General features: G+C 66.0%; 20 protein-coding genes, 1 tRNA gene and 1 pseudogene. 13 read left to right on the top strand and 9 right to left on the bottom strand.

Annotated elements, in window-relative coordinates; genetic code table 11:
* Positions 1–103: 103 nt before the first annotated feature.
* Entirely contained in the window at positions 104–2,092 is a 1,989-nt protein-coding gene (locus ACN2C8_RS14060; RefSeq protein WP_419252493.1) for a methylmalonyl-CoA mutase family protein, read from the top strand.
* Between the two features lie 24 nt (positions 2,093–2,116).
* Entirely contained in the window at positions 2,117–2,407 is a 291-nt protein-coding gene (locus ACN2C8_RS14055) for a nucleotidyltransferase family protein (protein ID WP_419252491.1), read from the top strand.
* 51 nt (positions 2,408–2,458) lie between these two features.
* On the opposite strand, the gene ACN2C8_RS14050 is transcribed toward ACN2C8_RS14055, so the two are convergent.
* Entirely contained in the window at positions 2,459–3,835 is a 1,377-nt protein-coding gene (locus tag ACN2C8_RS14050) for an MFS transporter (protein WP_419252489.1), read from the bottom strand.
* A gap of 143 nt (positions 3,836–3,978) precedes the next feature.
* Here ACN2C8_RS14050 and ACN2C8_RS14045 point away from each other — a divergent pair, with 143 nt between their 5' ends.
* Positions 3,979–4,731, top strand: a complete 753-nt coding sequence (locus ACN2C8_RS14045; protein ID WP_419252487.1) for an extensin family protein — start codon at positions 3,979–3,981, stop codon at positions 4,729–4,731.
* 18 nt (positions 4,732–4,749) lie between these two features.
* On the opposite strand, the gene ACN2C8_RS14040 is transcribed toward ACN2C8_RS14045, so the two are convergent.
* Both ACN2C8_RS14040 and ACN2C8_RS14035 read right to left on the bottom strand, forming a co-directional pair.
* The gene (locus ACN2C8_RS14040; protein WP_419252485.1) at positions 4,750–5,232 is read right to left on the bottom strand and encodes an SRPBCC family protein; all 483 of its coding nucleotides are present in this window, start codon (positions 5,230–5,232) and stop codon (positions 4,750–4,752) included.
* 77 nt (positions 5,233–5,309) lie between these two features.
* Positions 5,310–5,879 (bottom strand): TetR/AcrR family transcriptional regulator, encoded by a 570-nt coding sequence (locus tag ACN2C8_RS14035; RefSeq protein WP_419252484.1) that lies wholly within the window; start codon positions 5,877–5,879, stop codon positions 5,310–5,312.
* 258 nt (positions 5,880–6,137) lie between these two features.
* Between ACN2C8_RS14035 and ACN2C8_RS14030 the strand changes: the two genes are divergently transcribed.
* From ACN2C8_RS14030 to ACN2C8_RS14020, 3 genes are all read left to right on the top strand, one after another.
* Positions 6,138–8,645: a TonB-dependent receptor gene (locus ACN2C8_RS14030; RefSeq protein ID WP_419252482.1), complete on the top strand. Its 2,508-nt coding sequence runs from the start codon at positions 6,138–6,140 to the stop codon at positions 8,643–8,645.
* 179 nt (positions 8,646–8,824) lie between these two features.
* Positions 8,825–9,589, top strand: a complete 765-nt coding sequence (locus ACN2C8_RS14025) for an SDR family oxidoreductase (RefSeq protein ID WP_419252480.1) — start codon at positions 8,825–8,827, stop codon at positions 9,587–9,589.
* A 78-nt stretch (positions 9,590–9,667) separates the two neighbouring features.
* Entirely contained in the window at positions 9,668–12,244 is a 2,577-nt protein-coding gene (locus ACN2C8_RS14020) for an ATP-binding protein (protein WP_419252478.1), read from the top strand.
* Here the strand turns inward: ACN2C8_RS14020 and ACN2C8_RS14015 are convergent.
* Both ACN2C8_RS14015 and ACN2C8_RS14010 read right to left on the bottom strand, forming a co-directional pair.
* Complete coding sequence (locus tag ACN2C8_RS14015) at positions 12,213–12,746, bottom strand: GNAT family N-acetyltransferase (RefSeq protein WP_419252476.1); 534 nt, start codon at positions 12,744–12,746, stop codon at positions 12,213–12,215. The two genes, ACN2C8_RS14020 and ACN2C8_RS14015, sit on opposite strands and share 32 nt — an antisense overlap.
* A gap of 66 nt (positions 12,747–12,812) precedes the next feature.
* Complete coding sequence (locus ACN2C8_RS14010; RefSeq protein WP_419255886.1) at positions 12,813–13,973, bottom strand: aminotransferase; 1,161 nt, start codon at positions 13,971–13,973, stop codon at positions 12,813–12,815.
* 52 nt (positions 13,974–14,025) lie between these two features.
* Here ACN2C8_RS14010 and ACN2C8_RS14005 point away from each other — a divergent pair, with 52 nt between their 5' ends.
* The 3 genes from ACN2C8_RS14005 to ACN2C8_RS13995 all read left to right on the top strand — a co-directional run bounded on the left by ACN2C8_RS14005 (position 14,026) and on the right by ACN2C8_RS13995 (position 15,107).
* Positions 14,026–14,481, top strand: coding sequence for a GNAT family N-acetyltransferase (locus ACN2C8_RS14005; RefSeq protein ID WP_419252474.1), 456 nt, complete (start codon positions 14,026–14,028; stop codon positions 14,479–14,481).
* Between the two features lie 44 nt (positions 14,482–14,525).
* Entirely contained in the window at positions 14,526–14,690 is a 165-nt protein-coding gene (locus ACN2C8_RS14000; protein WP_419252473.1) for a hypothetical protein, read from the top strand.
* Between the two features lie 168 nt (positions 14,691–14,858).
* The gene (locus ACN2C8_RS13995; protein ID WP_419252471.1) at positions 14,859–15,107 is read left to right on the top strand and encodes a GlsB/YeaQ/YmgE family stress response membrane protein; all 249 of its coding nucleotides are present in this window, start codon (positions 14,859–14,861) and stop codon (positions 15,105–15,107) included.
* 3 nt (positions 15,108–15,110) lie between these two features.
* Here ACN2C8_RS13995 and ACN2C8_RS13990 read toward each other — a convergent pair whose 3' ends face one another.
* The 3 genes from ACN2C8_RS13990 to ACN2C8_RS13980 all read right to left on the bottom strand — a co-directional run bounded on the left by ACN2C8_RS13990 (position 15,111) and on the right by ACN2C8_RS13980 (position 21,049).
* Positions 15,111–17,534, bottom strand: a complete 2,424-nt coding sequence (locus ACN2C8_RS13990; RefSeq protein WP_419252469.1) for a putative bifunctional diguanylate cyclase/phosphodiesterase — start codon at positions 17,532–17,534, stop codon at positions 15,111–15,113.
* A 195-nt stretch (positions 17,535–17,729) separates the two neighbouring features.
* A complete protein-coding gene (gene typA, locus ACN2C8_RS13985; protein WP_419252467.1) occupies positions 17,730–19,562 on the bottom strand; it encodes a translational GTPase TypA in 1,833 nt (610 codons plus the stop codon).
* Between the two features lie 548 nt (positions 19,563–20,110).
* Complete coding sequence (locus ACN2C8_RS13980; RefSeq protein WP_419252465.1) at positions 20,111–21,049, bottom strand: N-formylglutamate amidohydrolase; 939 nt, start codon at positions 21,047–21,049, stop codon at positions 20,111–20,113.
* A 164-nt stretch (positions 21,050–21,213) separates the two neighbouring features.
* Here ACN2C8_RS13980 and cpdR point away from each other — a divergent pair, with 164 nt between their 5' ends.
* The 4 genes and pseudogenes from cpdR (at position 21,214) to ACN2C8_RS13960 (ending at position 23,355) form a co-directional block, all read left to right on the top strand.
* Positions 21,214–21,570 carry a cell cycle two-component system response regulator CpdR gene (gene cpdR, locus ACN2C8_RS13975; RefSeq protein WP_062144046.1) on the top strand — a complete coding sequence of 119 codons (357 nt, stop codon included), beginning with the start codon at positions 21,214–21,216 and terminating at the stop codon, positions 21,568–21,570.
* Between the two features lie 118 nt (positions 21,571–21,688).
* A tRNA-Val gene (locus ACN2C8_RS13970) sits at positions 21,689–21,763 on the top strand.
* Positions 21,764–21,837: 74 nt separating this feature from the next.
* A pseudogene (locus ACN2C8_RS13965) lies at positions 21,838–22,080 on the top strand (DUF6538 domain-containing protein); the annotation flags it as partial.
* Between the two features lie 57 nt (positions 22,081–22,137).
* A complete protein-coding gene (locus ACN2C8_RS13960) occupies positions 22,138–23,355 on the top strand; it encodes a tyrosine-type recombinase/integrase (protein WP_419255885.1) in 1,218 nt (405 codons plus the stop codon).
* Positions 23,356–23,883: 528 nt separating this feature from the next.
* On the opposite strand, the gene ACN2C8_RS13955 is transcribed toward ACN2C8_RS13960, so the two are convergent.
* Entirely contained in the window at positions 23,884–24,495 is a 612-nt protein-coding gene (locus ACN2C8_RS13955) for a recombinase family protein (RefSeq protein ID WP_419252435.1), read from the bottom strand.
* Positions 24,496–25,143 lie beyond the last annotated feature (648 nt).

Here is a 25,143-nt window from a genome sequence, read left to right as displayed (position 1 = left end):
GTGTCGGCGAGCGATTTCGCACTCGCGAAATGAATGTTGCGCCGCAAAAAATCCCGGATCATGATCGACGGTAATCAAGAACGATAAGCGCCGGGAGCCCGCCATGTCCGCCAAGCCGTATCAGCATGCGCCCGATGCGCCGTGGATCTTCCGCACCTATGCCGGCCATTCGACGGCCGAAAAGTCCAACAGCCTGTACCGCGCCAACCTGTCCAAGGGCCAGACCGGCCTGTCGGTGGCCTTCGACCTGCCGACCCAGACCGGCTATGACCCCGACCACATCCTGTCGCGCGGCGAAGTGGGCAAGGTCGGCGTGCCGATCAGCCATCTGGGCGACATGCGCCAGCTGTTCGACCAGATCCCGCTGGAGCAGTCCAACACCTCGATGACCATCAACGCTCCGGCCGCCTGGCTGCTGGCGATGTATGTGGCCCTGGCCGACGAGCAGGGGGCCGACCGGGCGCTGCTGCAGGGCACGACGCAGAACGATCTGATCAAGGAATATCTGTCGCGCGGCACCTACATCTTCCCGCCGGGCCCAAGCCTGCGGCTGATCGGCGACATGATCGCCTGGTGCTATATCGAGGTTCCCAAGTGGAACCCGATGAACGTCTGCAGCTATCACCTGCAGGAGGCCGGCGCGACGCCGGAGCAGGAGCTGGCCTTTGCTTTGGCCACCGCCATTTCCGTGCTCGACACCGTCAAGGCCGGCGGCCAGGTGCCCGAGCAGGACTTCGAGATCGTCGCCTCGCGGATCAGCTTCTTCGTCAATGCCGGGGTGCGGTTCGTCACCGAGCTGTGCAAGATGCGGTCGTTCACCCGGCTGTGGGACCAGATCCTGCTGGAGCGCTACGGCGTGCAGGACAAGAAGGCCCGCCGCTTCCGCTATGGCGTGCAGGTCAACAGCCTGGGCCTGACCGAGCAGCAGCCCGAAAACAACGTCTACCGCATCCTGATCGAGGCCCTGGCGGTGACGCTGAGCAAGGACGCCCGCTGCCGGGCCCTGCAGCTGCCGGCCTGGAACGAGGCCCTGGGCCTGCCGCGTCCGTTCGACCAGCAGTGGTCGCTGCGCCTGCAGCAGGTGCTGGCCTATGAGACCGACCTGCTGGAATACGAGGACCTGTTCGACGGCTCCCACGTGGTCGAGGCCAAGGTCGCCGAGCTGAGCAAGGGCGCGCTGGAACAGCTGGCTCTGATCGACGAGATGGGCGGGGCCGCCAGCGCCATCGACTACATGAAGACCCAGCTGGTGGCGTCCAATGCCAAGCGGGTGCGCTCGGTCGAGACCGGTGACATGACCGTGGTCGGGGTCAATCGCTGGACCGACACCGAGGTCTCGCCCCTGTCGGCCGGCGAAAGCTCGATCGAAACCGTCGATCCGCGCCTCGAGGCCGGCGTGGTCGAACGCATCAAGGCCTGGCGCGCGGCCCGCGATGACGGCGCCGTTCAGGCGGCTCTCGCTGACCTGAAGGCCGCCGCGCAAGACGGCCGCAACATCATGGAGCCCTCGATCGTGGCCGCCAAGGCCGGGGTCACCACCGGCGAATGGTCCGGCGCCCTGCGCGAGGTGTTCGGCGAATATCGCGGCCCGACCGGCGTCGCCATTGTGGTCTCGACCGGCGAGGCCGAGGATGTCGAGGCGGTCAAGCGCGAGGTCGAGCGGGTCTCGCAGGTGCTAGGCCGCACCCTGACCTATCTGGTCGGCAAGCCGGGCCTGGACGGTCACTCCAACGGCGCCGAACAGATCGCCACTCGCGCCCGGGCCGTCGGCATGGAGGTCGTCTATGACGGCATCCGCTCGACCCCCGAGGAGATCGTCCGCCGCGCCAAGGAAAGCCGCGCCCACGTCGTGGGCCTGTCGATCCTGTCGGGCTCGCACCTGGACCTGGTGCAGGAAGTCGTCCGCCTGATGCGCGCCGAGGGGCTGGGCGACATCCCGGTCGTGGTGGGCGGCATCATCCCCGACGCCGACGCCCTGATCCTGAAGCAGATGGGCGTGGCGCGAATCTACACGCCCAAGGACTTCAAGATCACCGACATCATGGGCGACATCGTCAAGCTGGTGGAAGGCGCGGTGCTGGTCGAGGTGTGAGGCGGTTTATGCTAGGCTGATCCCATGACCCTCGACGACGCCCTCGCCAGACTGCGCGCGGCCAAGCCGCTGCTGGACCGCTACGGCGTCGCGCGCGTGGGCGTGTTCGGCTCGACCGCGCGCGGCGAGGCGGGGCCGGACAGCGATGTGGACGTGCTGGTGGAATACGCGCCGGCAGTGCTTCCGGGCTTCGGGTTCTTCCGTCTCGAACGTGATCTGGCGGCGCTGTTCGGCCGGCCGGTCGATCTGGTTACGGAAGATGGCCTGCATCGGCTGCTCCAGGACCGCGTGATGAGCGAGACCGTCTTTGCGTGACGCGGAGGACACCCTGCAGAGCGCCGCCGAACGGATCCTCGCCGCCCGCCCTTAACGCCGCCCCAGCCGCCAGGCCGCTGCGAAGGCGACCAGGGCCAGCGGGGCGAAGGCCCCGAACAGCCACGGTCCCACGGCATACGCCGCCGCCGGCTCAACGCCGTGGCCAAAGCCCAGCAGGTTGGCCATGGCCCCCGCCGCCGCCGAGCCGGCCGCGCCGCCGATCAGTTGCACGGTGGGCACGGCGGAGGAGGCCAGGGCCTGCTCGTCGGCCGGGGCCGCGGCGATCACCCGCCGGGTGAGGAAGGCCCAGCACAGGCCAAAGCCGCAGCCGATCACCAGGAAGGCGAGGCCGGTCTCGACCAGACCGCCGCGCGTCACGGCCCAGGCGCTCCAGATCACGCCGATCAGCAGGGTCCCGACGCCGGTGCGGATCGCCAGGCCCTCGCGCGCCGGCGGCAGACCCCCGACCAGCAGGGCGCAGACCGTCCAGCCGGCCGCGATGGCGCCGGTGACATAGCCGGCCATCAGGGGCGAGGCGGCGTGGCGGGCCTGGATGAAGGCGGGGCCATAGACGGTGAAGCCGATGGCGGCGGCCTCGCAGGCGAACATGATCAGCAGGCCAAGGCCGGTGGCGGTGGTCAGGTCCGAGACCGCGCGGGGCAGCAGGCGATCGCGCGTCCCGCGATTGGCCGCCAGCATCGCCGCCATCCCGACCAGGCCCAGTACGGCGAAGGCGATGGCGGCAGCGGGCGAGGCGACGACCCCGGCCAGGCCGATCAGGCTGACCCCGACGATCAGCAGGGTCAGTTGCAGGGCCGGAACGCGGTTGCGCCCCTCATCGCGCTTTTCCGAGGGCAGCATGACCGCCACGGCGACCACGAAGATCACGGCCTGGGCGACGAACATCCAGAACGCGCCGCGCCAGAAGCCGGCCTGGGCGAACAGGCCGCCGACCAGCGGACCCAGCAGGGTGGCACCGCCCCACACGCCGGCCACCGCGCCATAGACGCGCGGCCACAGGCTTTCGGGGAAGAGGGCGGTGATGGCCACATAGCACAGCGCCACCACCGCGCCGGCCCCCAGGCCCTGCACCAGCCGGCCCACCACGAAGGTGATGAATTCCGGGGCCAGCGCGCTCATCGCGCAGCCGACCGCATAGGCGATCCCGGCCAGCAGGGTGGCCCGCCGCAGGCCCAGGGCGACCGACAGCTTGCCGCTGCAGGCCCCGGCGACGATGGAGCCCATCAGGAAGGCCGCAACCGACCAGCCGAAATACTGGTAGCCGCCGATCTCGCGCGCGACGCTGGGCATGATGGTCGCTGTCACCAGCGTATCGGCTGCGTTCAGCCAGATGCCCAGGCACAGCAACGCAAAGCGTGGCAGCAGCGCGCGGTCGAGAAGGGCGGGTTGGTCGGGCGTCGAGGACATGGGCAGGCGGTGATGCCCTTTTCCAGCCGCCTCGCCAAGTCCGGGCGAGCCGGACCGGGTCGATGAGGCGGTTTGCCGGTTGAACGGCGGGCCTGGCTCGTGCTTGGTGCGGCGTTAACCTTTGCAAGGCGCTCCCCCGCCCCATGGCCTATCGCGTACCGCGCCATCCGCGCATCGAGCGCCACGCCAGACATCAGACGCGCCTGGCGCGGCTGACCGGCCTTGTGCTGCTCTGGTCTCTGGTGGCGATCATGGCCCTGCTGGCGCAGCGCACCCTTCCCACCCAGCATGCGCCGTGGAAGACGCTGAGCGTGGTCGACCCGGTGGGCATGGCCACCCGCATCAAGGCCGCCCGCAGCGGTCGCGACCCAGAGCTTTGTCGGGCCATCCTGGCCAAGGCCGGTCTGACCTATCTGGATCTGCCGGACAGGACCGAGGGCGATTTCTGCGTGGTGCGTGACGCCCTGCGCATCGAATCCGGCATGGCGCCGCTGATCCCGGCCGACGCGCCGATGGTATGCAAGGAGGCCCTGGCCCTGTCGATCTGGGAGCGCCAGGTCGTGCAACCCGCAGCCTATGAACTGCTGGGCCAGGGCGTCACGGGGCTGGAGCACTATGGCGCCTATTCCTGCCGGCGCATGTACGGCAAGGCCAGCGGGCCGGTCAGCGAGCACGCTTTGGCCGGCGCTATCGACCTTGCCGGCTTTCGACTGGCCGACGGCAGCCGGATATCGGTGGCGAGTGACTGGACCGATCCGGGCCCCAGGGGCCAGTTCCTGCGCCGGGTGCGCGACGGCGCGTGCCGGGTGTTCCTGACCACCCTGAGCCCCGACTACAACGCCGAGCACCGCGATCACTTCCACCTCGACATGAACGGCTGGAGCAAGTGCGCGTGAGGTAGCCAGACCTCGCTCTTAGAGCGTCGCCGCTAGCGCCGCCATCTGGTCGGCGGCTATGCCCCAGCCGTCGGTGAAGCCCATCTGCTCGTGGGTCTGGCGGTCTTCGACCGTCCAGTGGCGGGCAATGGCGGTGTAGCGAGTCTTCCCGTCGCCAAGGTCCTCGAAGGTGATGATGCCGGTCATGAAGGGCTTGGCCGACGGCTTCCAGGTTTGCGTGAAGGCGTCGGTGAACACGATCTTGCGGTTCTCGATTACTTCCAGATAGACGCCCGGATTGTCGATGACCTCGCCGTTGGGGCCGTTCATGGTGATCAGGCTGTTTCCGCCGGTGCGCACGTCGATGACCGCCTTGGAGAAGTACCAGGGCGGCGGGCAGAACCACTTGGTCAGCAGGTCTGGCGTGGTCCAGCACCTGAACAGCTTGTCGGCGGGGACGTCGATGATCCGGGTCAGGACCAGGTCGCGTTGCGGATCGATGCTGGCGGTGTCGAGCGACATGATCGGCTCCATCAAATGGGCGGAAGTTTCGCCTCAAGCACGCGCGGACTCCACAGATCCCGACAACGGCGGGGACTCTATTTTGCGGAGCGGCGCGGCTCCAGCCCCTTGAGGCTGACCACGCCCATCGCCGCCATCAGCCGGTCAGGGGTCGCGCCCTGGACGGTGGGCACCCATTTGACCAGCCAGATCAGCATACCCAGTAACAACTGCACGACCAGCTTGGGTTCGCAGGCGACGATCGAGCCGTCGACAATGCCGTCCTCGACCAGCTGCTCCAGGTCATTGGTCAGTCTCTGGCCCCAGTCCGACACCTCGGCGCGCTGGGCGTCGGTCAGATAGGACAGATCGCCGAAATAGAGCAGGGGCCCGTTCTCCGCAGCGTCATGCAGCAGGTCACGCAGGAAACGTTCGAGCTTTTCCGCCCCCGCGCCTTGCGTGCGCAGGGTGGCCACCAGAATGTTTTCCAGCCGCTCCAGGGACTGAAGATGGCAGGCAAAGGCCAAGGCCTGCTTGTTGGGGTAATAGTAGTAGAGCGCCGCATCCCGCAGACCGAGCCTAGCGGCGATCTCGGACATCGTGGCCAGAGCAAAGCTCTTGATATTGATGATCTCGCTGGCGGCCCGAAGGATCGCATCGCGCTTCATGGCCGACTTGCGGCTGTGGGATAACGTCCTGGAACCATAGGTTCCTGTCGCCTCGAGAGGGTCTTGACCCTTCACTGTGCCCGCCCCGCTTTGCGCCTTATTGTGGCGTTTGGGAGTCTATCGAACGGATAACGGCGGATCGCAAGCGCCCGCCGTGAAAGTCTAACTTGCATTAAAATATCTAGGTGACCATAAATTTGGCCAACGAAGGTCGGCGCAATGACGGCGGCCCGAAGAAAAAACCTTAGGGAGGTTTCCGTGAAAAAGATCCATTTGCTCGGCGTTTCGCTCGTCGCGCTCATCGCCAGCAGCCCCGCATTCGCTCAGGTCCAGTCGCAGGGCTCGACCGTCGAAGAGATCATCGTCACGGCGACGAAGCGCGAGCAGACCCTGCAGGACGTACCGGTCTCGGTCTCGGTGACCGGCGCCCAGGCCGTCGAGCGCGCCCAGGTGCGCGACCTGATCGACCTGCAGTCCCTGGTGCCGTCGCTGAAGGTTTCGCAGTTCAACGCCGTCAGCCAGACCAACTTCGTCATTCGCGGCTTCGGCAACGGCAACGGCAATGACGGCATCGAGAGCTCGGTCGCGGTGTTCATCGACGGCGTCTATCGCTCGCGGTCGTCTTCGGCCCTGGACGACCTTCCGGAAATCGAGCGCATCGAAGTCCTGCGCGGCCCGCAATCGACCCTGTTCGGCAAGAACGTCTCGGCCGGCGCCATCAGCATCGTGACCAAGAAGCCGCAGTTCGATTTCGGCGGCAAGGCCGAGGTCAGCATCGGCAACTTTAACCAGCAGCAGCTCAAGGCCACGATCACCGGCCCGCTCAGCGATAGCGTGGCGCTCCGCCTGTCCGGCGGCCTGAACAAGCGCGACGGCTTCGCCACCAACGTGATCACCGGCAATGACGTCAACGACCGCGACCGCTGGTCGATCCGCGGCGACGTCCTGTGGCTCCCGACCGACCAGACCTCGGTCCGGATCATCGCCGACTACAACAAGATCAACGAAGTCTGCTGCACCGTGGTGCAGCTGCTGAACGGTCCCGCGACCCAGTTCATCGCCGCGCCGGCCCCCTTCGGTCTGGGGGCCAAGGTCGGCAACCCGGCCACCAAGTTCAACCGCGACGTGACCTTCACCAGCGATCCGGTCAATACCCTGTCGGGCAAGGGCGTTTCGGGCCAGATCGACCATGATTTCGGTTTCGCCGCCCTGACCGCGATCACCGCCTATCGCAAGCAGAACGCCGCGTCGTTCCAGGATATCGACTTCTCCGGCGCCGACCTGGCCACCAACGATCTTGGCAACACGATCAAGACCTTCACCCAGGAACTGCGCCTGGCCTCGAAGGGCGACGGTCCGCTCAGCTGGCTGGTCGGCGGCTTCTACCAGAACGAAAAGCTCGACACGGGCCGCACGATCGCGTTCGGCAAGGACATTCGGGGCTTCGCCGAAGGTCTGAGCGGACCGGTGCCGGCGGCGCTGTTGGGCGCTCTGCCCGCGCCCCTGCGTCCGGCTCTGGCCGGCCGTTCCAACATCTATGCGCTCGAGTTCCTGCAGAGCCTGGTCACGCCTTCGGTCGTTCCGGGCCGGACCTATTTCCAGGCCGGCCAGGGCATCGATGACTATTATACGATGGATCAGACCTCGTTCTCGCTGTTCGGCCAGGCTGACTATGCCGTCACCGACAAGCTGACCCTGACCGGCGGTCTGGCCTTCCTGAGCGACGAAAAGGACGCCACCTCGAGCGTCGTCCTCAAGGACCCTTTCTCGTCGCTGAACCTCAGCGCCGTGCCGCAGCTTTCGGCCCTGGGCCTGCCGGGCAGCCTGTATGCCGCCCTCGGTGGTCTGCAGTTCTACTATGGCAACACGGCCAACCATGCGCCGGTCAATTTCCCCAACGCCACGGAGTCGGGGAAGCTGAAGGCTGACAAGGTCACCTATTCTGTTCGTGCGGCCTATGACTTCGGCAGCATCAACACCTATCTCAGCTACTCGACGGGCTGGAAGGCCGGGGCGTTCAACCTGTCGTCCGACAGCCGTCCGCCGAATGCCAACGGCGTCGGCCGTAGCGCCAACCCCGAAGACGTCACCGTGCTTGAAGCGGGCCTGAAGGCCAACTTCCCGGGCGGCTACATGAACGTGGCTGTGTTCGACCAGGCGATCGAGGGCTTCCAGTCCAACGCCTTCACGGGCATCGGCTACAGCCTGGTCAATGCCGGCAAGGAATCGGTTCGCGGCTTCGAAATCGACAGCGCCTACCGCCCCCTGTCCTGGCTGTCCCTGACCGGCGCGGTCACCTATCTCGACCCGAAGTACGACTCCTTCACCGGCGCGGCCTGCGTGAACTATGACACCGTGCGCTGCCCGCTGAACCCGGCGACCGGTCGTCGTCCGAACTTCCGCGATCTGACCGGTGATGCGCCGGCCGGCATTCCCAAGTGGAGCCTCTCGACCTCGGCCACAGCCAACCATAACTTCGGCAACGGTTATGCCGGCTATCTGCGGGTCGAATACGACTACACCAGCAAAACGCAGCTGACGGAAACCACCCCGCCCGAGCTGTCGACCTGGGGTCAGAACAACGTCAATGCCAGCCTGGGCCTGATCAACGAGGCCCTCAGCCTTGAAGCCATGCTCTGGGTTCGCAATCTGACCGAGGATGAAAGCCTGATTGCGACCTTCCCGACCGTGGTGCAGGACGGCAGCTACAGCGGCTATCCGACGACGCCGCGCACCTACGGCCTGACCGTGCGCAAGTCGTTCTAAGAACCATACCTCTGCACCGCCCGGCACGTACGGGCGGTGCAGAGACCTGACTTCAGAAGGCGCTTCCGGTTTCGGCCGGAGGCGCCTTCGTCGTTTTGGCGCGGACCCCAAACCTTGACCGCGCCGCCTGGGCGGCTCAGTGTGCCCCCAATTCAAACAACCGTTTCAGGGAGCGCGCCATGGGCCTCTTCGACCTCACCGGCAAGGTGGCGATCATCACCGGATCCTCGCGCGGCATCGGCAAGGCCATCGCTCAGCGCATGGCCGAGCACGGCGCCAAGGTGGTGATCTCGTCGCGCAAGGCCGGGCCCTGCGACGAGGTCGCGGCCGAGCTGAACGCCAAGCATGGTGAGGGAACGGCGATCGCCGTCCCGGCCAATATCGGCTCCAAGGAAGACCTGCAGCGCCTGGTCGACGAGACGAAGGCGGCATTCGGCAAGGTCGACATCTGCGTCTGCAACGCCGCCAGCAACCCCTATTACGGCCCCCTGGCCGGCATTGCCGACGACCAGTTCCGCAAGATCCTCGACAACAACATCATCAGCAATCACTGGCTGATCGGCATGGTCGCGCCCGAGATGCGCGAGCGCCGCGACGGCTCCATCATCATTATCTCGTCGATCGGCGGCCTGCGCGGCAACGCCATCATCGGGGCCTACAACATCTCCAAGGCCGCCGATTTCCAGTTGGCGCGAAACCTGGCGCACGAGTTCGGGCCCGACAATGTGCGGATCAACTGCATCGCGCCGGGCCTGATCAAGACCGATTTCGCCAAGGCCCTGTGGGACAATCCCGAGACCCTGGAGCGCTCGACCAAGAGCGTACCGCTGCGTCGCATCGGCGAGCCCGACGAGCTGGCCGGGGCGGCGGTCTATCTGGCCTCCAAGGCCGGCAGCTTCATGACCGGCCAGGCGCTGGTGGTGGACGGCGGCGCGACGATCTGACAGCGTTTCGAGATTGTAAGCTTAAGAGTGCATATACGCGTTGGATTGCAGGGTGCCCGCTGCACCCAAGGAGCGGTCTTGCGACGATTTCTGGCCTCTGTCGTCCTCTTCGGGAGCCTGGCCGTTTGCGCCGGCGCCTGGGCGGCGGATCGTGCCCCGTCGACGATGGCCGTCCGGCTTGAGCAACTGAACGACAGTATCGGGGCCCATCAGGTCCGGCGGCCGCCGCGCGATAACGAGGACATTGAGCGGGCAGGGCAGAAGGCGCTTCGCCAGAAGGGGCCCGAGCGCCTCTATGGCCTGTGGCGCGTTCTCTATGCCTATAAGAGCAGTCAGATCCAGGGCGCTTTCGACGGCTGGATCGCAAAGACCCGTCTGGTCGCCCGGCGCGACAATGACGCGTCGCTGCTGGCCCTGGCCGACTTGATGGTCCTGACCTACAGCAATGAGACGGGGGGTTTTCAGGCCTTTTCCGAAGCGGACTGGAAGCGGCTACTGGATCATCCGTCGCAGGATATCCGCATGATGACCGGCATCGAGCGCGTGCGTCATCTGAGCCAGACCGGAAGTTGGTCGGAAGCCGCGCTCCTGGCCGCCAATCTGACCGTGGAGATCGAGCGGCGTGGCGAGATCGCCCGACCCCTGCTGGCCGAAGCCCATCAGGTGCATTCCTATACGCTGGCGGATATCGGCGACAAGGAAGGGGCTCTTGAGCGCATGACGGAGGCCGCCGCCCTCGACGAGCGCGACGCCTTCTACATGCGCAAGATCGAGCGGGTCTACGATATCGCCTATACGGCCATTGAGGTCGGCGAAATCGATGCGGCCGAGCGTCTGGCCAAGCTGCATCACCAGATGACCTGGGCCAGTGGCGACCCGGGGCTGCGGGCCTGGGACCGGTTTCTCTGTGCGCTCGTCGCCGAAGCCCGTGAGTCGCCGAAGGGCGTTCTGGCCTGCTTGCCGGAAATGACGGCCGCCCTGGCCAATCCCGACAGCCGACTGCTCGTCGTGATGTTGAAAAGGCGGCTTATGGCCCGGGCCATGCTGGGCGATGCTGCTGAGGCGCGTTCCGACCTAGCCCTGCTGCGGGCCGTGCCTACGACCATCTCCGAACGCGATCCGCAGACTGAGAAACTGGCCGAGGCCTATATCGACCAGGCCGAAGGTCGCAGCCGTGAGGCGTTCCTGAAGCTTGATTCCTGGCAACGCCGGGATCGGGTCGAAAGCGACAAGGCCCATACGCACAGCGTGGCCGAAATGTCGGCGGCGCTTGAGAGTGAGCTGCGCGCCAAGCGCGACGAAAGTCGACGTCTGGCCGCCGAGGTCCAGCTCAATCGCCAGCTGGCCCAGGCCTCGGGCGTGATCGCCCTGCTGTTGGCGCTGCTGGTAGCGGGCGGGGTGACCTGGACGATCAATCTACGCCGCGCCTCGCGCCATCTGCGCGAGGCCCAAGAGCACGCCGAGGCCGCCAATCAGGCCAAGTCAGCCTTCCTGGCGGTGATGAGCCACGAACTGCGCACACCGCTGAACGGCATGCTGGGCGTGGCGCAATCGCTGCGGTCCGAAGATCTTCCGCCGCATCAGCGCGAGCAGGTCGACATGATCCTGGATTCCGGCGACACCCTGCTGGTGCTGCTCAACGACATTCTCGACCTGTCCAAGATCGAGGCGGGCAAGCTTGAGATCGCGCCGACCGCCGGCGATCTGGCCCAGGTTTGCGCGCGCCTGATCGGCGGCTATCAGCCCACCGCGCGCGACAAGGGTATTGAGCTGGTCTTCCGGATCGAGGGCGTGGCGCCCGGACCGCTGCTGTTCGATGCCGTGCGCCTGCGCCAGTGCCTGACCAACCTGGTTTCCAACGCCCTGAAATTCACCAATACGGGACAGGTCGAGGTGACCCTGTCGTGCGGACCCGATCTGGCCACGGGGCGCCAGCGCGTCCGTCTGCGGGTGCTGGACAGCGGTATCGGCATGAGCGAGGCAACCCTGGCCAAGTTGTTCGGCGCCTTCACCCAGGCCGACGCCTCGACGACCCGCACGTTTGGCGGCACCGGCCTGGGGCTGAACATCACCCGGCGACTGGTCGAGTTGATGGGGGGCGATATCCAGGTCCAAAGCCACGAGGGCCACGGCTCGATCTTTGTCGTGGAGATGCTGGCCGACGCCTGCGCCGCCTCCGACCAAGCGCCGGACGACGTCGACGGCGCTGAAGATGAGCCCTCCTTCGCCGCCCTGCATGGCCGCCGCGTGCTGGTGGTCGACGACCACCCCGTCAATCGCCGGGTGATCCGGCTGTTCCTGACGCCGTTCGAGTGCGAGCTGATCGAGGCCGAAAACGGCCAAGAAGCGCTGGACGCGCTGGAGGCCGGCCCCATCGACATCGTGCTGATGGACGTCAACATGCCGGTGATGGACGGGCTGACGGCCACGCGTCTGCTTCGCGCTGATCCGCGCTTCGAACGACTGCCGGTCATCGCCCTGACCGCCGATGTGATGTCGGCCCAGATCAAGACCTGCCTGGTGGCAGGGGTCGATGCGCATGTCGCCAAGCCCATCGACCTGCGCGACCTGCTGTCGGCGATGGATCGGGCTCTGTCCGCGCGCGTCCCGGCGGGGCGAACCGCTAGCCCGGACGCCGTACCTCGAACCGCATGAGCTGACCCTGCTCCGGGTCGAAATAGCCGCCGACATGGGTGAAGCCGCAACGGGCCAGCACCTTCTGTGAGGCGATCCGCGCGGGCATGGTCTCGGCCGTGACCAGCGACACCCGGGGGTCACGAAAGGCGCGGGCCACCAGCAGGCCAGCGGCCTCGACGCCATAGCCCTTGCGATGCTCGGCCTCGACCACCGAATAGCCGATCTCGACCTCGCCCCAGATGTTGGGCGGACCCTTGAAGCCGCAGACGCCGACCAGCCGGTTCTGGACGATCATGTACCAGCCGACATAGCCCGGCTCGTCGGGATGGTCGGCCAGCAGGCCGCGCATCCAGTCGCGCGTGGCCGGGTCGTCATGTTCCGGCGGCCAGGAAACCGGCGGCTTGACGCCCAGGCAGTCGGCGATGGCCTCTCCGCCCACGTCCTCGGCGTCGAACGTCTCGGCGGTGGCGCTGATCAGCGAGATGACCTGGCCGCGTTCCACGAGCATCGATACGGCCATCAGCCCTGTCTCCCGAAGCGCTCTGGGGCGTCTTCCTTCTGGTGGTAGAGCCGGCGAAGGTGTCGATCAACCGCCCAGACGGGGCCGGGCCGCCGCCAGTCGCGCGATGGCCTCGTCCAGCGTCGCGTCGGCCTTGGCGAAACACAGGCGAACGATGTGGGTCACCGGGTTTTGCGCATAGAAGGCCGAGACCGGTATGGCCGCCACGCCGTGCTCGCGCGCCAGGGCCAGGCAGAAGGGGCGATCGGCCATTACGATGCCCGAGGCGCGCAGGTCGACATTGAGGAAATAGGTCCCGGCGCTGGGCAGCACCCGGTAGCCGGCGCCCTCCAACCCGGCGGTCAGGCGATCGCGCGAGGCCTGCAGGCCGGCGGGCATGGTCGTGAACCAGTCGCGATAGTGCTCCAGCCCCCAGGCCACGGCGGCCTGCAGGTTGGGCGGGGTGGTAAAGGTCAGGAACTGGTGAGCGGCGGCGAGAGCCCGGGTCAGGGGCGGGGCGGCGCACAGGAAGCCGACCTTCCAACCGGTCATGCCGAACATCTTTCCCGCCGAGCCGATCTTCACCGTCCGCTCGCGCATGCCGGGGAAGTCCATCAACGAGCGGTGGCGGGCGCCCTCGAAGGTGACCGCCTCCCAGACCTCGTCGCAGACGGCGATGGCGTCATGGGCGACGCAGAATTCCGCCAGCAGGGCCAGGTCTGCGTCGGGCGTCACGGTTCCGGCCGGATTGAGCGGGCTGTTGAGCACCACCATCCGCGTCCGGGGTGTGAAGGCGGCCTCCAGCATGGCGCGGTCGAAGCGCCAGTGCGGCGGCTCAAGACGAACCAGACGCGGGATGCCGCCGGCCCGGCGGATCAGCGGCAGATAGGCGTCGTACAGCGGCTGGAACAGCACCACCTCGTCGCCCGGCGAGATCAGCGAAAAGAAGGCCGCCGCCAGGGCCTCGGTCGCGCCGGAGGTGACGGTGATCTCGTTCGCATCCAGGTCCAGCCCCTGGCTCAGGCGATAGTGCTCGGCGACCGCGGCGCGCAGCTGCGGCAGGCCGCGCATCGGCGGGTACTGGTTGGAGCCGCTCATCAGCGCCTCGGCGGCCTTGGCGCGCAAGGGCTCGGGTCCGGCGTCGTCGGGAAAGCCCTGGCCCAGGTTGATCGCGCCGAGCTCGCGCGCCAGGCCGCTCATCTCTTCAAAAATGGTCGTTGGCAGGTTGTCGAACACCGGGTGGACCATGATGCGCGCCTTGCCTGTTGCCTTGACCGTTTGATCGCACAATATCGAGCTCATGCGCATCCTGCCTTTCGAGCCCCGACACGCCGACGCCTGGCGCGACCTCAACACCGCCTGGATCTCCAAATACTTCACGATGGAGGCCAAGGACCACGAGGCGCTGAACGACCCGGTCGGCAAGATCCTCGACAAGGGCGGCCACATCCTGATGGCCGAGACCGACGAGGGCGAGGTCATCGGCTGCGTGGGTCTGATCCTGCTGGCCGATGGCGGCTTCGAGGTCGCCAAGATGACGGTTACCGAGCAGGCGAGGGGAACCGGGCTGGGCCGGCTGCTGATGCAGGCCTGTATCGATAGGGCGGAGGCGCTGGGCGCGCCACGGCTCTATCTGGAGACCAATTCCAGCCTCGCGCCGGCTCTCGGGCTCTATCGGGCAATGGGGTTTGTTGATCTGCCCCATCGCGACACGCCCTATGCGCGGGCGGATGTGTTCATGGAGCGGCGGGTTTAGCCGCTATCAGTCGCCGTGTTGACCGCGGACATTCCGAAGGTCTGTTGAGGGTGGTGGGTGGTCGTTGCTCCCTCTCCCATAGGGAGAGGGTTGGGGTGAGGGGTTACGGCGTTCGACGGAGTGCCGGCACGCCGTCAAGCCTCGTAACCCCTCACCCTCCCACCGCTTCGCGGCGGGCCCCTCCCTCTCCCTTTGGAAGAGGGATTTAGGTCCGCAATGGGTCGAAATTCGCCATGCGCTTCCCGGCGGAGAGCGGACGCGCCGGCGTCATAAGGCGATGAAAGTGTCGCTGGATTGAACCGATACGCCCCCTCCCACGCAACCTTCACCGCAGCTCACGCATTCCGAAAGCTCAACCGGGCCATCAGGAGAGACACATGAGCGGCGTAGGCATCATCGGCGCGATCATCATCGGTATTCTGGCCGGCTGGATCGCCGAACAGATCATGAAGCGCAATCACGGGCTGCTGACCAACCTGATCGTCGGCGTGGTCGGTTCGTTCCTGGGCGCGTTTGTCGCCAGTGCGCTGGGGATTGGCTGGGGCGGCTTCATCGGCAGCCTGGTGATCTCGACGATCGGCGCGATCCTGCTCCTGGCCCTGCTGGGTTTGATCAAGAAGAACTGACGATCAGGCCGAGGCGGAGGTCGAACCGGCTTCCGTCTCGGCCGCCGCGACGCTTTGGCGTCGCATGCGCCGCGCCAGGTCGCTGAGCAGGAAATTGGGGATATCGCCGACCGGCATGGGGCGTCCGAACAGGAAGCCCTGGAAGTGGTCGCAGTGCATTTCCCCGAGCATCCGCGCCTGGTCGGCCGTTTCCACCCCCTCGGCCGTGACCTGCAGCTTCAGGGTCTGGCCCAGCAGGGTGATGGTGCGGACGATGTCGCTGATGGCGGTGTTCTCGCCCATCTCAGCCACGAACGAGCGGTCCAGCTTGATCTTGTCGAACGGGAACCGCCACAGATAGGCTAGGCTGGAATAGCCGGTGCCGAAGTCGTCCATGGCGATCTTCACGCCCAGGGTCTTCAGCGCCGCAAGTTGCTCCAGGGTTCGGGCCGTGTCGTTCAGCAGCAGGCCCTCGGTGATTTCCAGCTCCAGTCGTGACGGATCCAGGCCCGAGTCGCCGAGCGCACGCGCTACCTGGCCCACCAGGTCGCCCGAGGCGAACTGGTTTGGCGACAGGTTGACGGCCACGGTCAGGGGCGCGGGCCATGAGGCAGCCTGCCGGCAGGCTTCGTTGAGCACCCACTCGCCGATCTTGCCGATCAGGCCCCACTGCTCGGCGCACGCGATGAAGTCATTGGGCGGAACCAGGCCGCGACGCGGATGCTGCCAGCGGAGCAGCGCCTCGAAGCCGGTGATGTCGTGCTCGCGACAGCCGATCAGCGGCTGGAAGAAGACCCTCAGCTCGTCATTCTTCAGCGCGGCGCGCAGATCCATCTCCAGCGCCCGCCGCTCCTGGGCCCCGACATCCATCGACAGCTCGAAGAACCGGTAGGCCCCGCGACCGTCGCCCTTGGCGCGGTACAGGGCCAGGTCGGCGTTCTTCAGCAGGCTGTCGGGATCGGCGGCATCGACCGGGGCGATGGCGATGCCGATGCTGGCGCCGATCAGGACATTGTGGCCCTTGATGTCATAGGGCTGGGACAGGGTCTCGACGATGGCGCGCGCCAGCTCGCCCAGAGCTTCCGGCGTGGGAGCCGGGGCGACGACCACGGCAAACTCGTCGCCGCCAAGGCGGGCCACCAAGCCGGCCTCGGCGACGCACTGGCGTAGGCGCTCGGCGACCTCGATCAGCAGGGCGTCGCCCACCGGATGGCCCAGGCTGTCATTGACGCCCTTGAAATAGTCCAGGTCCAGGCACAGCACGGCGCAGCCGCCGCTGGCGTCGTCGGCTTGCGCATGGTCGGTCCAGGCCTTGCTCAGGGCCTGCAGGAACGACTGGCGGTTGGGCAGCTGGGTCAGGACGTCGAAATGGGCCAGACGCGAGATGCGCGCCTGGGCCTCGCGGGCTGCGGTCACGTCGGCCCCGACGCCGCGGTATCCCGTGAAGGCGCCGTCCCTGTCGTGGATCGGCTTGGCGCTCAGCGACCACCAGTGGGTCAGGGCGCCCACCTGCACCGGCACCACGATATCGCGGAAGGTCCTGTGTTCAGCCAGCAGCGCCGCCAGCGAGGCCACCGGGCCGGCCGGGCCTTCGACGGCGGGACCGCACAGGGCCGCCAGGGCCTGGCCCAGAAGCTCGCGCCGGTCGGTTCCGGCGGCGGCGGCCATCCGGTCGGACACGTAGCTGAGCGCGCCGTGTGCATCGATTTCCCAGAGCCAGTCGCTGGCGCCTTCCTCGAAGTCGCTGAGCAGCAGGCTGACGACCTGTTTCTGGCGTTCCAGCTCCTCGCCGGCCACCAGGCGTTCGGCGAACACCTTGGCGTGCGACAGGCACGAGAGGCTGACCACCAGGTAGCAAAAGATCAGAAGGCCGCCCAGGGCCAGCAGGATCGGGTCGCCGCTGCGCACCAGGACATACAGCGAGCCGACCACCATCGGGGTTGAATAGGCGATTGCGGCGGGCGGAAAGGCCAGCATGGCAAATCCGCCGCAGCCGACCATGCCGGCGACCACCGAGACCACCATCATGCGCATCTGCACGCTGGCGGTGTCGCCGTCCATGGCCAGGATGGGCAGGGCGCCCCAAAGGCAGCCCAGCAAACCCGCCTGGGTCGCGATACGGCGCAGGCCGCGTGCAGACACGGTGGACTTGCCGCCCTTGCGGCGCTGGGCGGCCAACCAGCCGCGCAGGCCCAGCAGGCCATAGCTGATCACGATGGCCGACCAGATGATCAGGCCGGTCCGATGCGGACCGGTCAGGCCGGTCAGGCAGACCAGCATGGCGATGACGATGTTGGCGCCCATCATGATCGGGGTCAGGCGCAGGATGCTGGCCAATTGCTCCATGCGCACACGCCCGGCCATTTCCTCGGGCACGACGGGCAGCATGGGGGACAGCAGGGGGGCCAAACGCCCCGCAATGATCGAGATGGCGGCGGCCTTGCCCACGTCGCGGTCCTGATTTCCCCGGGACGACGAGGTCCCTTCGGCGAGCTTCGACGGTTTTGGTGAACCAGGCGTTAAGTCTCTGTGGCCGCACAATCTTTGAGCGTTCAGCGCGACGGTTTGGCGCGGGGCTCAGCCAGAAAAAAGGCCGCCGACCCGAGAGGGGCGGCGGCCTTTGTCAGATCAGGACTTGAGGTCCTATTCTTCCTTGACGCGACGCTTGCGGAACGACGGGTTCAGGGTCTGCTTGCGCAGGCGAATGTTCTTGGGCGTCACTTCGACCAGTTCGTCTTCCTCGATATAGGCGATGGCCTGCTCGAGGGTCATGCGGCGCGGCGGGGTCAGGCGAACGGCTTCATCCTTGCCCGAGGCGCGGATGTTGTTCAGCTGCTTGGCCTTCATCGGGTTGACGTCGAGGTCGTCCTGACGGGCGTTCTCGCCGATGATCATGCCCTGATAGGTCTTTTCGCCGGCGCCGACGAACATCGTGCCGCGATCTTCCAGGTTCCACAGCGCGAAGGCGGCGGTTTCGCCTTCCGAGTTCGAAACCAGCACGCCCTTGCGCTGGCTGTCGATGGCGCCCTTGTAGGGCTCGTAGTGGCTGAACACGCGGTTCAGCACGCCCGAACCGCGGGTGTCGGTCAGGAACTCGCCCTGATAGCCGATCAGCGAACGCGACGGGGCCACCAGTTGCAGGCGGGTCTTGCCGGCGCCCGACGGGCCCATGTCCTTCAGTTCGGCCTTACGCATCGACAGCTTTTCGATGACGATGCCCGAGAACTCGTCGTCGACGTCGATCATGACGTCTTCGATCGGCTCAAGGCGCTTGCCGGTTTCCGGATCGGTCTGGAACACGACGCGCGGACGGCTGATCGACACTTCGAAGCCTTCGCGGCGCATGCCTTCGATCAGCACGCCCAGCTGCAGCTCGCCGCGACCGGCCACTTCATAGGCGTCGCCTTCAGCGGTTTCGCTGACCTTGATGGCCACGTTGGATTCGGCTTCGCGCAGCAGACGGTCACGAATGACGCGGCTTTGGACCTTGTCGCCTTCTTTACCCGCCAGCGGGCTGTCGTTGACCGAGACGGTCATCGAGATGGTCGGCGGATCGATCGGCTGGGCGGGCAGGGCCTCGGTGACTTCCATGGCGCACAGGGTGTCGGCCACGGTCGCCTTGGACAGGCCCGCGATGGCGACGATGTCGCCGGCTTCGGCTTCATCGACCGGCTGGCGCTTCAGGCCGCGGAAGGCCAGCACCTTGGTGATGCGGCCGCGCTCGATTTCCTTGCCGTCCAGCGACAGGGCGTGGATCGACATGCCGGGGACGGCCTTGCCGGAGGTGATGCGGCCGGTCAGCAGGCGACCCAGGAACGGGTCGTTTTCGATCAGGACCGACAGGATCTGGAACGGCTTGTCGACGTTCTCGACGACCTTGGGCTCGGGCACGTGGCGCACGATCAGGTCGAACAGGGGAGCCAGGGTGCTGTTGGGCTGGTTCATGTCCAGCGTCGCCCAGCCGTTCTTGCCCGACGCATAGATGTGCGGGAAGTCCAGTTGCTCGTCCGTGGCGCCCATGGTGGCGAACAGGTCGAACACGTCATTGAGGATCCGGTCCGGATCGGCGTGCGGACGGTCCACCTTGTTGAGGCAGAGGATCGGACGCAGGCCCATCTTCAGGGCCTTGCCCAGGACGAACTTGGTCTGCGGCATGACGCCTTCTTCGGCGTCGACCAGGATCACGCAGCCATCGACCATGCCCAGGATGCGTTCGACTTCGCCGCCGAAGTCGGCGTGGCCGGGGGTGTCGATGATGTTGATGCGGGTTTCGCCCGCCTCACCGTGCCACAGGACGCTGGTGCACTTGGCCAGGATGGTGATCCCGCGCTCGCGCTCCTGGTCATTGGAGTCCATGGCGCGCTCGGTCGTGGCTTCGTTCGCGCGGAAGATGCCGGACTGGGCCAGGAGCTGATCGACGAGGGTGGTCTTGCCATGATCGACGTGCGCGATGATGGCGATGTTTCGCATGGACATGGAGAAGGCGAACTTTCGGGGAAGAGACGGGAGATGACGCTGCGCGCATCAGGCGCGCGGCTTTTACGCGACTGCGCGGCGTTTATCCACCCCACCTGTTGAGAAAGGGGATTCGATGGAAACCGGTGTCATCCCAAAAGCCTTGATTTAGCGGGGTTTGAGCGCCCTTCGCAGGCCGGGTTGTTTCACTGGCAACTAATTGTGCGGTGCAGCATGCGTGAAAAATGGGCGTCGCTGGGCGATCGGCGTTACATAACCCTTGTCCTGCATGGGTTTTTCTTCAGGCTCCTTCCGCAAAATCGACACTCGCGTCCACTTTTCCGCTTGCCCAATTTTGCACCGCACTCTATAAACAGCCTGTGAGGCGGCCTTGTCGCCTCTGCCCTTCCTGGGCGTTTCCTCCCTAATGAACTGCCCGGCTCTCGAGCCGGGCTTTTTTTTGGCCTGAACGCCGGTAGCGGTCACAAGGCAGTCAAACCCGCTTCTGCGGGTAAGGCCGCGGAGATCCACCGGCCGATCGGATCGGCGCAACACGGCGATCTTGAGCTTTAGCGCAGGCTGGAAACATCCAGATTCGCCAGGGCGCGGGTCAGGCGATCGGCGTCGGCGGCCAGCTTGATCAGCCCCTGGGTCGGCTCGCGCGTCGACTCGTTCATATAGAGCGCGCGGTTGATCTCGATCTGCAGGGCGTGAGTACGCCGCGCCGGCCGGCCATAGTGCTCGGTGGTGTAGCCGCCGGCATAGGGCGCGTTGCGGGCCACGCGGTAGCCCATCGATTCCAGCTCTCGCTCGACCAGTGCGGTGAGCTTGGGCGAGCAGGCCGCGCCGAACCGGTCGCCGAGCACGATATCGCAAGGGCCACCGCCCCGCGCCCTCTGGCCCCGGGCCGCCGCCGCCGGCATCGAATGCCAGTCCACCAGAACCGCGCAGCCATGGGTCGCCCGCGCCGAGGCCAGCAGACGGTCCAGCGCGTCGTGATAGGGACGGTGGGCCAGCGCGACGCGCGCCTGGGCCTCGGCGAAGGTCAGCTTTCGGGCATAGATCGGACGTCCTTCGCCGGCGACCTTCGCGATGGCCCCCAGGCCGGCGACCACTCGCGCCGAGCGGCTCCGGGCATAGTCGGGCAGTTCGTCCTCGAACATCGCCGGGTCCAGCTCCCACGGCTCGCGATTGAGATCGATATAGGCCCGGGCCAGCCGCGCCTGGATCACCGCTGCGCCCAGCACGGGTGCGCCGGCGATGATCTGGTCGACGAAGGCGTCTTCCGAGCCCCGGATCGCCTCGGCGTCCAGCCGCGCGGCGGCCATCATGTCGGCGGGATAGATGCTACCCGAGTGGGGCGAGGCGAAGACCAGGGCGGTGGGCGGCGGCTCGGGCTCGGGCGCGGCGCGCAGAACCTCATGGGCCAGGCCGGCGAGGGGCGCCACGGACGGCGCGACGGCTGTGGCCGGCGGCTTCCTCGTCGCGTTAGGCTCCCAAGCGCTCATGGGCCATAGTCGCAAGGCTGGCCGGGCGCGGTCAAACACCTTTGGCCAACCCAACGGGAAAAGTCGGACGATCCTGTCGATCAGGCGCCGGGTTCATCCCCGATTTACAGTCAGCGCGTTACAGTGATCCCCCCAAAGCCGACGATCTGCGGAAAAAGACCAAAATGGCTCGCATCCTTCTCGCCGAAGACGACGACTCGCTCCGGGGTTTCCTGGCCCGGGCGCTTGAGCGCGCCGGATTCGAGGTTCAGGCCTGCGCCGACGGCGAAGAGGCCGTTCAGCATCTCGATCATCCGTGGGACCTGCTGCTGACCGACATCGTCATGCCCGGCATGGACGGCATCGAGGTGGCCCGCCAGGCCGCAGCCCGCGACCCGGCCCTGCGCATCATGTTCATCACCGGTTTCGCCGCCGTGGCCCTGTCGGCGCAGGACCGCGCACCGGCCGGCGCCAAGGTGTTGTCCAAGCCTGTCCACCTCCGCGACCTGGTCGCCGAGGTCGAAAAGATGATGGCCGCCTGACTTTTTCCGCCCCGTTCCATAATTTAAATCTGGCGGCTTGCGCGATGCGAAAGCCGCCGCTATACCCCGTCACCTTCCCGCCCGGGACACTTTTACAGTGCTTCAGGGTCGCTTTGGCGGATGCGTAGCTCAGCGGGAGAGCACCTCGTTGACATCGAGGGGGTCACAGGTTCAATCCCTGTCGCGTCCACCATACTTTCCCAAGCCCATGAACTGCCTGCGAAATCTGGAAAATCCAGCGCGCACAAGGGCTTCTGCGACACCACCATGCTGCACACGGTCACTTCCAGACCGTCACAAAACGGTGGCCGGTCGGGCACTTCACGCCGATCTGGCTGCGACACCAGCCTTACCCAGGAACCGTCTTCACGGTCACCCCGTCGTCAGCGGCGAAACCCTCCCGGCCTGATCGTCCGTGGCACGATCTACCACGTCAGAATCAGAGTCCCCCGGAACCTCGAAGCTCAGGTCGGGCGATCTCATCTGACGAAATCCCTCGGCACCGGGAATCGGTCGGACGCTATTCGGAAGGCTCGACTGGTCGTCGCTGACTTCGAGCGTTCGTTCATGGCCGGGGAGGGGATCGCCGCGCCGCCCGTCGTCCATCAGCCCATCGCCGTGGTCGCCCCTGCCGCCATCCCCAAGATCGAAGCAGTGGTACCGGGGAAGACCTTCAGGGAGGTGTTCGACTTATTTCTCTCGGACCCATCGCGTGACCGGACGCAGAAGACCGCCTCGATCTATGAGGGGCTCTTCACCGTGGTCTCGGGTGTGTGGGGCGAGAACATCGCGCTCGACGCCATCGACCGAGCCGCGTGCCGGGAACTGCTCGACGTGTTGCGGACCTTGCCGTCCAACCCGACGAAGCGGTTCCCAAAGCTGACCATGGTCGAGGCTTCGCGTATGGCGAAGGAAACCGGGCTGACCACAGTCCTCAGCGCGGGCTCGATAAACGGCTACATGGCCAAGCTGCGGACCCTGCTGACGTTTGCCGTGCAGGAGGGCTGGATCGAGCGCAACGTCGCCAAGGGGCTCGGCGTGATCGACCCAATTCGGCGTCGTGACAAACGCCTGCCCTTCGCCACCGAGCAACTCCGGCTGATCTTCGACGCCCCGCTCTATCGGGGTTGCATCGACGATGGCGCGGGCTACGCCACGCCTGGACCGAGCCGTCCCCGGCGTGGTCGGTTCTGGATTCCGCTGATCGCCCTCTATTCGGGGATGCGGCTGAACGAAATCTGCCAGCTTGATGTGGCTGACATCCAGATCGTCGAGGGCGTCGATTGCATCTTCGTGGGTCTCGGGCCTTCGACCGAGGCCTCCGACAAGCGGTTGAAGACGGCCAGCAGCGAACGATACATCCCCATCCATCCCGCACTTTATGATCTGGGGTTGATGGATTTCGTCGCCAAGCAGCGGCGGTCTGGGCGCCGGAAGCTGTTTTCCGATCTGCCTGCTTCGAGCACGGGGTACTATTCGGACAAGTTCAGCCGATGGTTCAGCCGCTTCACGGAGAAGGCTGGGGCCGTGCGTCCGCGAACCTGCTTTCACAGCTTTCGGCACTGCTATCGCGACGCCTTGCGCGAGGCGGGCATACCCCATGAGGTTGCCCTCGCGCTAGGCGGCTGGGCGTCCGCCGGAGGGAAGGGTGATGTGGAGATCGCCGCCGCCTACGGCCGTGGCTACCGTCTGTCCACGCTCCTACAGGCTGTCGAGAAGGTCCAGTTTCCGGGTTTGGACATTAGTCATCTGCGGCCGTCCGATAGGCCGCCATTCGGCGTCTGATCGCCCGACCTGAGCTTCGAGGTTCCGGGGGACTCTGATTCTGACGTGGTAGATCGTGCCACGGACGATCAGGCCGGGAGGGTTTCGCCGCTGACGACGGGGTGACCGTGAAGACGGTTCCTGGGTAAGGCTGGTGTCGCAGCCAGATCGGCGTGAAGTGCCCGACCGGCCACCGTTTTGTGACGGTCTGGAAGTGACCGTGTGCAGCATGGTGGTGTCGCAGAAGCCCTTGTGCGCGCTGGATTTTCCAGATTTCGCAGGCAGTTCATGGGCTTGGGAAAGTATGGTGGACGCGACAGGGCCGATAAGGTGGGTTTTTTCACGGTCGCCCAACGGTCCCGTCTGATCGTCCTCCACCGGCTCTGCGGCAATGTTGATGATGGCGTCGTCGCCCATGTTTGGACTCCTAGACTGAGGTTCGGGATTAGCCGTCAGGCTGCCGATCCGAGCGGTGCGACGTCAAGATCGGGCTGATAGCGGGAGGGGCCACTGGTGTGCTGGACGCCTGTCCGGTGCCATTAAGCCCGGTCATATTGCGACGACGGTCTCACCACCGTCGGCCTGGACCGTCTGAATGGACCGTTTCACGCTCATCACGGTCATCGGCGAGGCGGCGTGCAGCCGGGCGGTGGCGCGGATACCGAGACCGTCCTGCAACGACTTCCTGATCGCGGCCAGACGGTCTTCGGGCATGGGCTTGCGACCGCTCTTCTTGGTGGTGCGACGCAGGCCCGACAGGATGCGTTCTCGGGCCATGCTGCGCTCGAACTCGGCAAAAACCGACAGCATTCCGAACATCATCCGGCCCGAAGGCGTGCTGGTGTCGAGCCCTTGCTGATGCAGGTAGAGGTCCACGCCCTTGGCTTGGATGTCGCCCAGGAAGGCGACCAGATCGTTCAGGGATCGTCCGAGGCGGTCAACGGACCAGGCTGCGATCAGATCGATTTCCCGGCGGCTGACGGCCTTCAGCAAGGCATCGTAGGCGGGGCGTTGATCGCGGCCCTTGGCACCACTGATCCCCTCGTCGGTGTGGACGCCGACCACGATCCAGCCCGATCGTTGGGCGACAGCGTGAAGCTCTCGCAGTTGGTTCTCGACCGTCTGATTACGGTCGGTGCTGACCCTCGCGTAGATCGCCACTCGTTTCAGGGATGGTCTCCAGGGCCGTTGATGACGGTGTCGAGATTCTCACGGATCGGCAGGGCGTCAAGGAAACGGGGACGACGCGCCGTGATCTGGTCGGGTCTGCTGTTCCTGCAAACGGATGATGTGGGGAACGCTTCGGGCTGATGATCGAACCCTTGTTCCGCCTCGACTTTCTGAGCGCCAACAGCGGGACATTCCAGGGAGGTTTGCAGGAACGGTTGCGCGCCGATCTGCGCGCCCGCCGTCAGGAAAAACCCCTCCGGATGTCTCTCTCCTTAGTGAGTCTATAAAGGAACGAGACATCTGAAGGGAAAATCACCTCACCCCCGTTCGTTCTCACCCCCAGCAACGGGCGCGCAATCGTCAGGGCCGACGATCAGGGCGAGACCTGGCTGTCCACCGGGTCAGTGCGTTTGGTGAAACATCGCCTCATCACCGGTGCCTTCGAACTCGATGCCGATCTCGATGCGACCTCGGTCAGGACCCGGAACCAACGGTGCTGGGTGCGATGGCAGCACCACAGTTCGACGATGATCCAGCGTCCATCACCGAGGCGGTCGGCGGAGTCGATGGCGATCTCGATGCGGTAGGGCGCGACAAACGTGCCCGGTAGCGCTGGCGAAAAAACTTCGCGGCGACAGC

It is taken from the genome of Caulobacter sp. ErkDOM-C, assembly GCF_048541825.1.
GTDB lineage: Bacteria > Pseudomonadota > Alphaproteobacteria > Caulobacterales > Caulobacteraceae > Caulobacter.
Note: the sequence above shows the minus strand (reverse complement) of the source record. Positions and strands in the feature narration are given on the sequence as shown.